Genomic DNA, 13,481 nt, shown 5'->3' with positions numbered 1-13,481 from the left:
GGTGTGGCCATGAAAGGTTTTGCGAACCTGATCGGTTCCATGGAAGAGTTTAAAAAAATAAGCTTTGCCATAGAACACAAACAAACTCCGGTGCTGATTACCGGACTTTCCAATGTCCACAAATCTGGGTTTATTTATTCTTTTACCAGCCTGCTTTGCAAAAGCGGGCTGGTTGTCGTGCCTGACGAAGCCACGGCCGTGCGTATGTGTGAGGATATCAACATGCTGGCGGGAAGAGAGCTGGCTTTGCTGTTCCCTTCCAGGGAGCTGACCTTTCAGCAGGTGCAGGGGGTCTCCAGAGAGTATGAACATGCCCGGCTGAAAGTATTGGGGAAACTGGCGGCGGGCCAATGCCAAGTGGTAGTGGCCTGCGCAAAGGCGTCCCTCCAATATACCATCCCGCCTCAGACATTGGCGGCCCGTACAAAAACGGTAAAGTCCGGGGAAAGCTGCCAGATGGAAGATCTGATCGGTTTTTTGGTTTCCGCTGGATACACCCACAGCGCTCAGGTGGAAGGGGTGTGTCAATTCTCCCAGCGGGGCGGTATTTTGGATTTTTTCCCACCCCATGTAGCCGATCCTTACCGGCTTGAGTTCTGGGGGGATGAGATTGATACCATCGCCTCCTTTAAAGTGGATACCCAGCGCCGCCATGAGACGGTGCAGGAGGTGACCATCACCCCGGCGGCGGAGGTGGTGTGCGAAAGCGAAGAGCGGCTGATAAAGCTGCTGCAAAAAGCGGCCGGCGGCCTGCGGGGAACGCAGGGGAAAAAGGCCAAGGAAAATATCCAAAAGGAGATTGCCCGGATTGAGAGCGGTCTCATGCCCGACAGCTTGGATCGGTTTTTGCCGCTGATTTATCCCAGCCCGGCGACTATCTATGATTATATGCCTGAGGATGTGCTGTATCTCTGCGACACGGCCAACTGCCGGGAAGTGCTGAAAAATCTTCAGGTCCAGGAGAACGAAGATATTAAAATCCTGCTGGAAGAGGGAGTTTTGTTTAAAGGCTGCGATAAATACAGCGAGGATTTTGTAGATCTGCAAAGGCATGCGGCTTCTTCCAATTCGGTACTTATGGATACCTTTGTCCGTTCGGTGGGGGATATTCCGCTTAAAGAAATGATCAATGTAAACGCGATCCAGCTTTCTTCCTGGGGCGGTGAGTTTTCCTTGCTTAAGGAGGACGTCCAGAACTACTTGGAGCAGGGGTATTGCGTGGTAGTGTTCGCCGGTACCGAACGTTCAGCCGACGCGCTGGCAGGGGATCTGCGCCGGGAAAAAATCCCTGCTTCCTGGGTGGATGACGTGGGAGGACTGACGCCGGGCGCGGTATATGTGATCGGTTCTTCCATCAGCGCCGGAGTGGAGTATCCGGGAATTAAGCTGGCGGTGATCTCCCATGCCAAGTCGGGCGCCGGCGTTACCCAGAAGAAAAGGCGTTCAAAGGAAGGAAAAAAACTCAAGGATATCAGCGATTTGACTCCAGGGGATTATGTGGTTCATGTTTCCCATGGGATCGGGGTGTTTGAAGGGATTGTCAAACGGGATATCCAGGGGATTACCAAAGATTATATTAAAATTCGCTACGCTGGGACGGATACCTTGTTTGTTCCGGTAACCCAGCTGGATTTGGTGAGTAAATATATCGGGGGCCGGGAGGATGCGGCCGTCAAATTAAATAAGCTTAACTCCATCGAATGGCAAAAAACCCGCCAGCGGGTAAAAAAGGCTGTTCAGGATATGGCCAAGGAGCTGATTGAGCTGTACGCTAAACGGATGCAGGTGAAAGGATTTGCCTTTTCGCCGGACAGCGATTGGCAGAACGACTTTGAGCGGCGGTTTGCTTATGAGGAGACGGAGGATCAGCTTCGGTGCATCCAGGAGATCAAAGGGGATATGGAAAGCACCGTTCCCATGGACCGGCTTTTGTGCGGGGACGTAGGTTTTGGCAAGACAGAGGTAGCGGTGCGGGCGGCTTTCAAATGTGTGATGGACAACAAACAATGCGCCATCCTAGTACCCACCACCATTTTGGCCTGGCAGCATTTTCAGACCATCCAGGCCCGTATGGAGGGATTCCCAATCAATGTGGAGCTGCTTTCCCGGTTCCGCAGCGCCAAAGAACAAAAAGAGATTATCAAAGAGCTTCGCCGCGGAGGAATTGATATTATTATCGGTACCCACCGGCTGGTGCAAAACGACGTGCAGTTTAAAGACTTGGGCCTGTGCGTTATCGATGAGGAACAGAGGTTTGGCGTGCGCCACAAAGAAAAATTTAAGGAACTGCGCAGTACGGTGGATGTGCTGACCCTCTCGGCGACGCCTATCCCCAGGACGTTGAATATGGCCATGTCCGGTATTCGGGACATGTCTATTATTGAGGAGGCCCCTCAGGACAGGCATCCGGTACAGACCTATGTGATCGAGCATGACTGGGGAGTGATCGCCCAGGCTCTTCAAAGAGAGCTTCGCCGGGGAGGACAGGCGTTTTATCTGCACAACCGAGTGGAAAGCATTGACGGCTGCGCGTACAAGCTGCAGCAGCTCTTGCCGCAGGCGCGGATTGTCGCCGCCCACGGCAAGATGAGTGAGGAACAGCTCTCCGGGGTATGGCAGCGCCTGTTGGACCATGAGATCGATATTTTGGTATGCACCACCATTATTGAAACCGGGGTGGATGTGCCTAACTGCAACACCCTGATTATTGAAGATGCGGATCGGATGGGCCTGTCCCAGCTGTATCAGATTCGGGGAAGGGTAGGAAGAAGCACCCGCCGGGCATTTGCGTACCTTACCTTTCGCCGGGACAAACAGCTTTCGGATGTTGCTTCCAAACGATTGGCGGCGATCAGGGAGTTTACTTCTTTCGGTTCTGGGTTCCGTATTGCGATGCGGGATTTAGAAATCCGCGGAGCAGGCAATATTTTGGGCGCACAGCAGCATGGACATATGGAAGCGGTTGGTTACGATATGTATCTAAGGATGCTATCGGAAGCGGTGGCGCAGCAGAAAGGGGAAACCCCTCAGCTTGCGGCGGAATGTATGGTAGATATCCGGGTAGGGGCACATATTCCGGAAGAGTATATTGAAAACCTTGCCCAACGGATTGATATTTATAAAAAAATCGCTGGAATTGCTGATGATGAGGACGCGATGGATATTATTGACGAGTTGATCGATCGGTTTGGAGATCCGCCGGAAGCGGTGAAAGGCCTGGTGGATGTGGCGCTGGTGCGGAATACCGCCGCCCTTATGGGAATGAAAGAAATCTCTCAAAGAGGGGATAAAATCCTTTTCTATCCAGAAACTATGGATATGGAAAAAGCGGCCGCCGCCGCTGCCAAACTTCGCGGCAGGGTGATGGTAAATGTCGGAATAAAACCGTATATTTCTGTAAAAATTCCAGAAGGAACCCAACCGATAGATACCATTCGGGAAACATTGGCGGCAATGAAACCGCAGCAGTAAGCGGCGGTTTGTTTACATTTTCATATAGACTTTTCCCATAAGCTGTGGTAAAATACTTTGGTATGATTGTAAACTACCCTTTTCAGGAGGACGATAAAAATGAAGATTGTTAAAAAAACCCTAGCTTTGGCGCTGGCTCTTATACTCTCCCTTTCTTTGGCGGCCTGCGCGGGCCAGGATACCACCTGGGCGGCAAAATCCGGGGAATTGACCGTTCCGGCGGGGCTTTATATTGAACGGATGATCACTGCTTATTATGGAGCTGTTTCCCAAGTGGATCAGGAAGCGAAGGACCCTTTAAAAGAGCAGATTGATGGCGTTACCGTAGCGGATAAGATCACGGAGGATGCGAAAAAATCCGTAAGCCAGTATCTGGCTGTGGAAAAGATGTTTGATGAAATGGGGCTGTCCCTTACAGAAGAACAGCAGATGAATATGTCGCAGGTGGTAGACTACTACTGGAGCATGCTGGAAACGGCCTACCTTGACAATGGTATTTCCAAAGATTCCTATACCAAGAGCATTGCCAACGACGAGAAAAAGTCCGTTATTTTCCAGGCTATCTACGGCGAAGGCGGAACACAAGAGGTTCCGGAAGCAGAACTGAAGGCCAAGTTTGTAGAGGACTATGCGAAGATTATTATCATGCCTCTCAACTTAAAGGACAGCGAAGGCAATCCTCTGCCTGAGGAGACGCTGCAGAAAACCAGGGACTTGGTGGACAAATACTATAACCTGGCCAAAGAAGGCGGGGATATGGAAGAGCTGCTGTATGAGGCGAAGAAGGAATCTTCTTCCGACCCGGACAGCGTGACAAAGCCGGAGAAAGGATCTTCTTTCAGCTTCCTTGCCAAGAGCAGCACTACCTATGCCAAGGAAGTGGTAGATCAGATATTCGCAGCTCCCATAGGCGAGCCGGTCAAGATTGAGACGCAGGATAATATTTATCTGGTGATGCGCTATCAGACCGATGAAGACCCTGCAGATTTCGAAGCAAGAAAAACCGCCCTGCTGAGCATTATGAAATCCGATGAGTTTCAGGCTAAGCTGGATGAATATGCCGCGGGCCTGGAAATTACCTGGAACGACGCCTCTATCAAGCGGTATACTGCCGACAAACTGAAAGTATAAATAATCAGCCCCGGAAGCCAAGGCTTCCGGGGCTGATTATTTATAGCTTTTCGAACATGTTGGCAGCAACCCCGCAAACAGGGCACACATAATCTTCAGGAAGGGTATCCCCTTCATAGATATATCCGCAGACCGTACATTTAAAGCCGGACTTTTTCTGAGGCTTCTGGTAAGAAGATGCTTTAGGAGGAGTGCGGCCCTTTTTAACGCTGTGATAATAAGCGTAGGTCAATACAGGTTGGTCATTGACTGTGAAAGCGTCGCAGGCTTGGGCCACAAACAGTATATGGGTGCCAAGATCCACTTTTTCCAGCACGTTGCAGGAAACTACCGCGGCAACCTCCTGGGCCGGATAATACAGCCCGTTTTTGTCCACTTTATATTCAATTCCATCAAACTTATCTATATCCCTAGAAGTTTTAAAACCAAACCGGCCGATCAGCTCCATAGGAGCGGTTTCGTTTAAGACACAAACACAGAACTTTCCGGATTTTTCAATCATGGAGGTAGTTACGTTGTCCTTATGCACCGCTACAACGAGCTTTACCGGTTCTGCAGTGACCTGAGTTACCGTATTTACAATACATCCCCCGTGCTTCTCTCCATCTGTGGAGGATACAATATACAAGCCGTAAGATAGTTTAAATAATGAAGTTAAGTCCATACGATTGCCACTCCTTTGATTTCAATTACAGGACGACCGCCCCATATTTTTTTGCTACCGGCTGGATTTCTTCCCGATCCAGCTGGCAATAGGTACTGGTTACCAGAGCCTTTCCGTTAAAGTGAAGCAAAGCGTTGTCCAACGCCTCCAGAGATTCAGATTCGAAGGCCACCGGCATATCCACCATATGGGCGTTCAGTGAAAACTGATAACCGTCGTCCGGCGTATCCAAATGAACTAGCACCGCATCGCAGCTTTCTTCGCAGGCGTCCAGCAGTGCGTCTGCCATATCCACAGAACAAGTGACCGGCTGGGAATATTCCAAATCGTCGTCCAAATAATAGAGTTCCCTGCCCGCGGCCAAAATATCAACGTCCGCCGGCTGGATTTTTATCTGTTCAATATCAAAGGAATTGATCATGTGGCGAAGCGCTTTGATATATTGTTCGTCCGTACCGCAGCAGCCCCCGATAATAGAAACTCCTTTTTGCATCAGTTCCCGGCATTTCTGGCTGAACTGCACCGGGGTAAGGGGGGGATTGCCAGCGTTGGGCTTAGCAATCAAAGGAACTTTGGCATAAGGAGAAATCCGCTCAAACAAAGGAAGCATATCCTGCGGCCCCTCGGAACAGTTAAGCCCGAAAGCGCTGATTCCCATCCCCTGCAAAACCACCAGACAGACCAATACGTCGTCTCCCCATAAGGTACGCCCCGCCTTGTCTACGGTGATAGTTACAAAGATGGGAAGTCCCGTCTGACGGGAAGCGATGACCGCCGCCCGGCATTCGGCAAGGGAGGACATGGTTTCAATCGCCAGCAGATCCGCTCCAGCCTCTTTCAAAGCCATGGCCTGCTCCGCATAAATTCCGATTAAATGGAGAAATTCCGTGTCTCCAAAAGGTTCGCATATCAGTCCGGTGGTGGACATATCCCCGGCAATTTTTACCGGATGGCTCCCTACTGCCTGTTTAGCGAAGCCAATAATCTCTGTGTTGAGCTGGACTACCTGCTCGCTTAGCCCATAGTTTTTCAAATTTCCAGCGTTGGCCAAGAAAGTAGGGGCATACACAATATCCGAACCTGCCTGTACATAGGACGAGATTACGCGGCGCACTACCTCCGGGTGCTCGCAGGCCCATTTTTCCACACATATACCGCTGGGCATCCCGGCGGCCATATATCGGGTGCCGGTGGCTCCGTCCAGCAAAAGCGGAAGGGAAAAGCTACTTCGGTCGCAGTCGGTAAGGCTCATTTATTTATCACCATTCTTTCCTTTTTGGATATTTTATTACATAGATTCCGGAGCGCTGATCTTCAGTAAGGACAGCACATTGCAAATTACCTGCTTTACCCCAAGGCACAAATTTAACCTTGCCTGCATTAAAGACTCATCCTCTGTTTTTACCCGGCAGGCGTTATAAAACTTGTGAAATACAGTGGCCACGTCGATAGCATAATGGGTCAGCCGGGCGGGGTCGTAATTTTTCGCAGCCTCCACAATCTCCTGAGGGAACCGGGAAAGACAGCGGATCATCTCTTTTTCCTCCAGCGTCTCCATCCGATCCAACTCCTCCAAAGTGCAGTCTCTGGGGGAGACGCCTTCTTGAGCCAAATTACGAAGGATGCTGCAGATCCGGGCATGGGCATACTGAACATAGTATACCGGATTTTGGGAGGTCTGTTCCACCGCCAGGTCCAAATCAAAATCCAGAGTAGAATTTGGTTCCCGCATATTAAAGAAGAAACGGGCCGCATCTACCGGCACGTCGTCGATTAAATCGGTTAACGAGATGGCCTTTCCGGTACGTTTTGACATTTTTACCAGCTGTCCATCCCGGGTTAGGCGCACCAACTGCATTAAAATAATATCCAGCTTCCCACCGTCCAGACCGATGGCGTCCATAGCGCCCTTGAGCCGGGCCACATGGCCGTGATGATCCGCGCCCCAGATATTGATCACCCGGTCAAAATGCCGGACGGCAAATTTATTGTAGTGATAGGCGATATCCGCCGCGAAATAGGTGGGATAATGGTTTCCGCGAACTAAAACTTCGTCTTTTTCCGCGCCGAACTGAGTGGCCTTGTACCACAGAGCGTCGTCTTTCTCATAGGTGAGCCCGCGCTGCGTGAGCGTTTGGATCGCTTCATCAATCGCTCCGTGATGCAGGGTGCTTTCCCTGAACCATACGTCATAGGTAATCCGATACCGCTCCAGATCGGTGCGCAGCTTGTCGATATTCCTGGGCAGGGCAAAATCAGTCAATTCCTGCCGGCGGACCTGAGGGTCTGCCTCAAGAAGTTTTTCCCCGTACTGATCGGCATATTCCTGCGCGCGTACCTTAATATCATCCCCATGGTAACCGTCCTCAGGGAAGGGTACCGCGTCCTCACCTTTATAAATCTGAAGATAACGGGCTTCCAGAGAAAGTCCGAATTTAGCCACCTGGTTGCCCGCATCGTTTACATAAAATTCCCGGGTAACGTCATGGCCGGACCAGTCCAGCGCCGCCGCCAGACAGTCGCCGATGGCGCCGCCGCGGGCGTTTCCCATATGCATAGGGCCGGTGGGATTGGCGGAAACAAACTCCACCATCACTTTTTCTTTTTTGCCAAAGTCAGTGCGGCCGTAATCCGCTCCTTCTTTTCGCACCGTGTCCACCACCTGGGAAAACCATCGCTTGCCTGCAAAGAAATTTAAAAATCCGGGACCGGCGATCTCCATGCGATCGAAATACGTCCCATCCAAAGAAATATTTTCTATAATCGCTTGAGCGACCATGCGGGGAGCGCATTTAAACGTCCGGGCGCAGGCCATGGCCACATTGGAAGCGTAATCCCCATGGGAAGTATCCCCCGGAATTTCCACCACATAAGCGGGCAGATCATCAGTCTTGGGCAGCGCCCCGTTTTCCATGGCTTTGTGCAAAGCGTCAGAAATCAATGTGTTGAGCGCATTTTTCGCGTCTAATACAGGATTGGTCATTTTAAACATACACGTCCTTTATTTTCATTTCTCTGCAAACAATCTTATTGGGGCTGTTCTTTTACATTGACAAACACCTGATTTTCGCTGGCGAGCAGAGTGTTGATGTCCAAAGAATATCGAAATTCCAAATCTCCTCCATTGTCGTTTAAAGAGGAAACCACCTTGTCTCCGGAAACCCCGATCATCATGGGGCCGTAGCCGGTGTCATAATGACACTGGTGGCGAACTCCCCGCTCGATAATTAACTGGGCTTTGGCAGCGCCGCTGCGGGACAAGGTCACTTTGCGGTCTGCTTCCACCCGAAGCACCGTACGGGAACCTTCAAAGCCGGTGACCTCGGATTCGTCATAAGCGATAAAATAGTCCCCGCCTCGTTTATAATAAGAGCCAGTGGTCAACAGCTCCACTTCATCCGTTTCATCATCCTGGGTATAGATCCCTTTAATTTCAATAAGCACGTCCTTTTTCATACTGTGGTCTCCTTTATCGTCTCTGCCAAAATTCCCAGGCACAGACGGACATTTTTTATAGCGTACAGCCGCGCCCCGCAAATCGCAGATTTGCGCCCGCCAACGGCGGGGAAAACGCTTTGCATTTTTGGACGCGGGCCGATAAAAGCTCCTTGCGGTTTCGCAAAAAAGCAAAACCCCTCCCGAACCGCGTTCAGACGCGAAACCATGCGGTGCGGTTATTGTTATATTGCTTCCAGATCAATCTGTGTCACTTGGGAATCCACATGTTCCCCAAGGAAGATATCCGCCGTGGAAGAAAAGCTGTCTGGTGCGTCTGTGACAAAAAACTCGCATCCGCCCTTCTGCTGGGAAGAGGACAGCATATCTTCGCTGATCAGATAGCTGTGGGCCCAGCGGGCAACTTCCTTGCCGGGGTCGATCAGAGTTACTTTATAGTCCAAAAGCTGGTTGAGAATATCGTAAATAATAGGGTAATGGGTGCAGCCTAAAATCAGGGTATCCGTTTCAAACTTAATAATTGGTTCCAGATATATCCGGGCCACCTTGATGGTAATCTCGTTGTCCGGCTGGATAAAACCGTTTTCCACCAAAGGGACAAACAAGGGGCAGGCGCTGCCAAATACCCTGGCGTCAGGATTGATTCCCCGAACAGCTCTGCCGTAAGCGCCGGAGCGCACGGTAGCGGTGGTGCCGATCACGCCAATTCGTCCGCTGATGGAAGAAGCGCAGGCGGCCTGGGCGGCGGGAAGAACGACACCAGAGAAAGGGACGCCGAGATGGGAAGTCATCTCACTGGTAATCGCCGAGCTTGCGGTACCGCAGGCGGCAATGATCATTTTTACATTATGGCTTTGCAGAAAGGCCATATCCTGCATGGCGTACTTCTGAATGGTCTCCCGTCCCCGGGTGCCATAAGGCACACGGCCGGTATCGCCTAGATACACAATGTTTTCATAAGGGAGCAGACGGCGCAGCTCTTTTACTGTGGTAAGACCGCCCAATCCGGAATCGAAAACACCGATTGCTCTGTTGTCCATGGGATACCCCTTTCCTTTTAATATAATAATGCGCTTAATCTTCTGGATAATGGAGGGCCAGCGTAATCAGCCGGTCGATCAAATCAGGATAAGATATTCCAGAGGCTTCAAACAGCTTGGGATACATGGAGATAGAAGTAAAGCCTGGAATCGTATTCAGTTCATTTAAAATAATCTTTCCGTCCTTGCAGGCAAAAAAATCAATCCGGGCAAGACCGCCGCACCCCATCACCTGGAAAGCTTTCACCGCGGTTTCACGAATTTTTTGAGTGGTCTCCTCCGGGATACGGGCCGGAATATATAAGTCAGTGGAGTCGTCCAAATATTTTCCTTCGTAATCATAAAATTCATGGTGGGGCACAATCTCTCCCAGCACGCTGGAGGCGATAGGCTGTTCGTTGCCCAGCACCGCGCACTCCACCTCATCGCCTACAATAGTGCTTTCCACTATAAGCTTCCGGTCGTATTGGAGTCCCAGCTTCACCGCTTTCAGAAGATCCGCCTTGTCTTTTGCCTTGCTAACCCCTACAGAAGAGCCAGTATTGGCCGGTTTTACGAACATGGGATACCCCAGTTTTTGGGCCAGATGTTTTTCAATCTCCTCAAATCGCTTCAGATCCCCCAGACAAAATACCGCGTAAGGCGCCATAGGGATACCGGCGTTTTCCAGCAGGATATGGGTTACTTCCTTGTCCATGCAGGCGGCGCTGGACAGCACATGGCAGCCAACGTAAGGGATGCCCGCCATCTCAAATAATCCCTGAATGGTGCCGTCCTCTCCGTGTTCTCCGTGCAGCACCGGGAACACCACGTCCACCGGAATATGACAAATACCCGCCTGGGTTACTTGGGCGATGCCTTTGGTCCCGCGGTCAGGGCTGAGGATAGCCGGAGACGTACAGCCGCTGGTTTCCCAGGAGCCGTCTTTTATAAGAGAGACATCGCCGGTATAATAAAGCCAGCGGCCGTCTTTGGTGATTCCGATCATAAGAACATCGTATTTATCTCGGGGAATATGATTGATTACCGACGTGGCGGAAAGCAGGGAAACCTCATGTTCACTGGAAATAGAGCCGAAGAGAACGGCTACGGTTTTTTTGCTCACGAAAACAACCTCGCATCCAATTTTAAATTTTCCTTGGAAACCCTATTATTTATACGTATAATAGTCCATAATAATTCAATCTATATTCTATCACAATATAAAATAGTACGCAATTATGAAATAGAGAAAAATCGTGAACGAAAAGTAAACTCTCCCCCTGCGGAAATCTAAAAGAAAATTCCCAAAAAGCCCTTGACGGACGGGCCTTGCATGTGATATAGTAATGATACCTCTAAAAGGGTTATTTTTTTATGTCCAAAAACAAGTGTTTCCTTTACGAGGGAGGCAAAAAATTCCGGTAAATCAGGAGGTGCCGATATTATGAGAGTAAAAATTACTCTAGCGTGTACAGAGTGCAAACAGCGTAACTACAACACAAAGAAAAATAAGAAGAATGATCCTGACAGACTCGAAATGAACAAGTATTGTCGTTTCTGCAGGAAACACACTCTTCACAAAGAAACAAAGTAAGGTGAAAGGCGGGTACGAATAATGGCAGATGCGGTTCAGAAGAAACCCGGTTTCATCGCAAGGGTCAAACGCTTCTTTCGCGACATAAAGGGCGAGACCAAGAAAATTGTCTGGCCCACCAGGAGCCAGATTATCAACAACACCATTATCGTTTTGGTCGTTATGGTAATCGCCGCTGTGGTTGTGGGCTGTCTTGACATTGTTGCTTCCACCTTGGTAAGGTTGTTTGTGAACTTCATTTAACCTTATTTAAATGAAAACACGATGGGCTTATCTTTTTGAGTGGGAGGAATAATTCATGCCAGACTCTATGAAATGGTATGTGGTTCACACTTATTCCGGTTATGAGAATAAAGTTGCCACAAACATTGAAAAAGCGGTTGAAAACCGAAAACTCCACGATTTGTTCGGTGAGGTAAAGGTACCCACTCAAACGGTTACGGAGATAAAGGACAACAAAAAATGCGAGGTTGAACGTAAAATTTTCCCGGGCTATGTGCTTGTGAAGATGATTATGACCGACGACTCCTGGTATGTTGTGCGCAATATCCGCGGGGTCACTGGTTTTGTTGGGCCTGGTTCCAAGCCGGTGCCGCTGACCGAAGAGGAAGTGCAGCGCTTGGGCGTGGAGACCAAAAATATTGAAGTTAACTTCGCCGTGGGCGATTCTGTCAAGGTCAACGACGGATATCTGGAAGGCTTCATCGGCGTGGTGGACGAGATCGACCTGCAAAACAGTGTGGTCCGCGTTACCGTATCCATGATGGGTAAGGATGTCCCGGTAGAGCTTGAGCTTGACCAGATAGAACCTTTGGATTAATCTTTTTTTGAGGCGCCGGTGAGATTCCGGCATATATGAGCTGGCAGACCGGCCAGCTTGTGGGAGAAACAGCTCTGCTGTTTCGAAATTTACCACTAATTTTGGAGGTGCTTTAAACATGGCTCAAAAGGTTGTAGGCTATATTAAGCTGCAAATCCCTGCAGGCAAAGCAACACCTGCACCACCGGTTGGACCTGCCTTAGGTCAGCACGGTGTTAATATTATGGCGTTTACGAAGGACTTCAACGAGCGTACAAAAAATGACGCGGGGCTGATTATCCCTGTTGTTATTACAGTTTATGCAGACCGTTCCTTCAGCTTTATCACAAAGACTCCACCAGCCGCGGTACTGATCAAAAAAGCGATCGGACTGCAGAGCGGTTCTGGTGTGCCCAACAAAACCAAAGTTGGAAAGATCACCAGAGAACAGCTTCAAAAAATTGCGGAGCAGAAAATGCCTGACCTCAACGCCGCTAACATTGATACCGCGATCAGCATGATTGCCGGTACCTGCAGAAGCATGGGCGTAGAGGTTGTAGACTGATGCTCCCCGGGTGGGAGGAAAAATCCGTTAATTACCACTCTAAGGAGGAGAAGATTAGATGAAACACGGTAAAAAATATTCTGACAGCGCAAAGCTCCTGGAAGCTTTGAAGCTGTATGATACAACAGAAGCAATGGAGCTTTGCACCAAAACCGGCAAAGCAAAATTTGACGAGACGGTAGAGGTTCATGTCCGTTTGGGCGTTGACTCCCGTCATGCGGACCAGCAGGTGCGCGGCGCGGTGGTACTTCCCAACGGAACCGGTAAAAAAGTTCGCGTAGCTGTATTTGCGAAAGGCGATAATGTACAGGCTGCCCAGGATGCCGGCGCGGATTATGTAGGCGCGGAAGATTTGATGGAGAAAATCCAGAAAGAAAACTTTATGGATTTTGACGTTGTAATCGCTTCCCCTGACATGATGGGCGTTGTTGGTCGTTTGGGTAAAATTTTGGGACCCCGTGGCTTGATGCCAAACCCCAAAGCCGGTACGGTTACTCCTGACGTGGCCAAAGCGGTTACCGAGGCGAAGGCCGGTAAGATTGAATATCGTCTGGATAAAACCAATATCATTCACTGCCCCATTGGAAAAGTATCCTTTGGCGCAGAGAAGCTCCAGCAGAATTTTGAAACCCTGATGAGCGCTATTGTAAAAGCGAAACCTGCTGCGGCAAAAGGCCAGTACGTAAAGTCTTGTGTTGTTGCAACCACCATGGGACCTGGAATTAAGATTAATCCAAGCAAATTTATGTAATGGAAATAATTTTCCCTCCGCCTGTCTG

The 13,481-nt window shown here is 49.8% G+C and carries 13 protein-coding genes; 7 read left to right on the top strand and 6 right to left on the bottom strand.

The window, feature by feature from the left end; all coding sequences use genetic code 11:
- Positions 1-9: 9 nt before the first annotated feature.
- Positions 10-3,471, top strand: a complete 3,462-nt coding sequence (mfd, locus tag H8705_RS09235; protein WP_262395488.1) for a transcription-repair coupling factor — start codon at positions 10-12, stop codon at positions 3,469-3,471.
- Between the two features lie 99 nt (positions 3,472-3,570).
- Entirely contained in the window at positions 3,571-4,602 is a 1,032-nt protein-coding gene (locus tag H8705_RS09230; RefSeq protein ID WP_262395487.1) for a peptidylprolyl isomerase, read from the top strand.
- 40 nt (positions 4,603-4,642) lie between these two features.
- Here the strand turns inward: H8705_RS09230 and H8705_RS09225 are convergent, their stop codons facing one another.
- From H8705_RS09225 to H8705_RS09200, 6 genes are all read right to left on the bottom strand, one after another.
- Positions 4,643-5,266: a flavin reductase gene (locus tag H8705_RS09225; protein WP_262395486.1), complete on the bottom strand. Its 624-nt coding sequence runs from the start codon at positions 5,264-5,266 to the stop codon at positions 4,643-4,645.
- A 25-nt stretch (positions 5,267-5,291) separates the two neighbouring features.
- Positions 5,292-6,518 (bottom strand): homocysteine S-methyltransferase family protein, encoded by a 1,227-nt coding sequence (locus tag H8705_RS09220; protein WP_262395485.1) that lies wholly within the window; start codon positions 6,516-6,518, stop codon positions 5,292-5,294.
- Between the two features lie 36 nt (positions 6,519-6,554).
- A complete protein-coding gene (gene argS / locus H8705_RS09215; RefSeq protein WP_262395593.1) occupies positions 6,555-8,249 on the bottom strand; it encodes an arginine--tRNA ligase in 1,695 nt (564 codons plus the stop codon).
- 44 nt (positions 8,250-8,293) lie between these two features.
- Complete coding sequence (locus tag H8705_RS09210; RefSeq protein WP_262395484.1) at positions 8,294-8,722, bottom strand: DUF1934 domain-containing protein; 429 nt, start codon at positions 8,720-8,722, stop codon at positions 8,294-8,296.
- A gap of 224 nt (positions 8,723-8,946) precedes the next feature.
- Positions 8,947-9,762, bottom strand: a complete 816-nt coding sequence (gene murI, locus H8705_RS09205) for a glutamate racemase (RefSeq protein ID WP_262395483.1) — start codon at positions 9,760-9,762, stop codon at positions 8,947-8,949.
- A 34-nt stretch (positions 9,763-9,796) separates the two neighbouring features.
- Positions 9,797-10,867 carry a D-alanine--D-alanine ligase family protein gene (locus H8705_RS09200; protein ID WP_262395482.1) on the bottom strand — a complete coding sequence of 357 codons (1,071 nt, stop codon included), beginning with the start codon at positions 10,865-10,867 and terminating at the stop codon, positions 9,797-9,799.
- Positions 10,868-11,188: 321 nt separating this feature from the next.
- Here H8705_RS09200 and rpmG point away from each other — a divergent pair, with 321 nt between their 5' ends.
- The 5 genes from rpmG (at position 11,189) to rplA (ending at position 13,453) form a co-directional block, all read left to right on the top strand.
- On the top strand, positions 11,189-11,338 hold the full coding sequence (gene rpmG / locus H8705_RS09195) for a 50S ribosomal protein L33 (RefSeq protein ID WP_262395481.1): 150 nt from the start codon (positions 11,189-11,191) through the stop codon (positions 11,336-11,338).
- A gap of 21 nt (positions 11,339-11,359) precedes the next feature.
- Entirely contained in the window at positions 11,360-11,581 is a 222-nt protein-coding gene (gene secE / locus H8705_RS09190; RefSeq protein WP_262395480.1) for a preprotein translocase subunit SecE, read from the top strand.
- Between the two features lie 55 nt (positions 11,582-11,636).
- Positions 11,637-12,158 (top strand): transcription termination/antitermination protein NusG, encoded by a 522-nt coding sequence (nusG, locus tag H8705_RS09185; RefSeq protein WP_262395479.1) that lies wholly within the window; start codon positions 11,637-11,639, stop codon positions 12,156-12,158.
- Positions 12,159-12,276: 118 nt separating this feature from the next.
- A complete protein-coding gene (gene rplK, locus H8705_RS09180; RefSeq protein WP_262395478.1) occupies positions 12,277-12,702 on the top strand; it encodes a 50S ribosomal protein L11 in 426 nt (141 codons plus the stop codon).
- 58 nt (positions 12,703-12,760) lie between these two features.
- Positions 12,761-13,453: a 50S ribosomal protein L1 gene (gene rplA / locus H8705_RS09175; protein ID WP_262395477.1), complete on the top strand. Its 693-nt coding sequence runs from the start codon at positions 12,761-12,763 to the stop codon at positions 13,451-13,453.
- The last annotated feature ends 28 nt before the right edge of the window (positions 13,454-13,481 follow it).

Origin of the sequence: Youxingia wuxianensis, assembly GCF_014385085.1 — a bacterium.
Classification (GTDB): Bacteria; Bacillota; Clostridia; order Oscillospirales; family Ruminococcaceae; genus Youxingia; species Youxingia wuxianensis.
The sequence above is the reverse complement of the archived record's forward strand: the minus strand, read 5'-3'. Positions and strand labels throughout refer to the sequence as shown.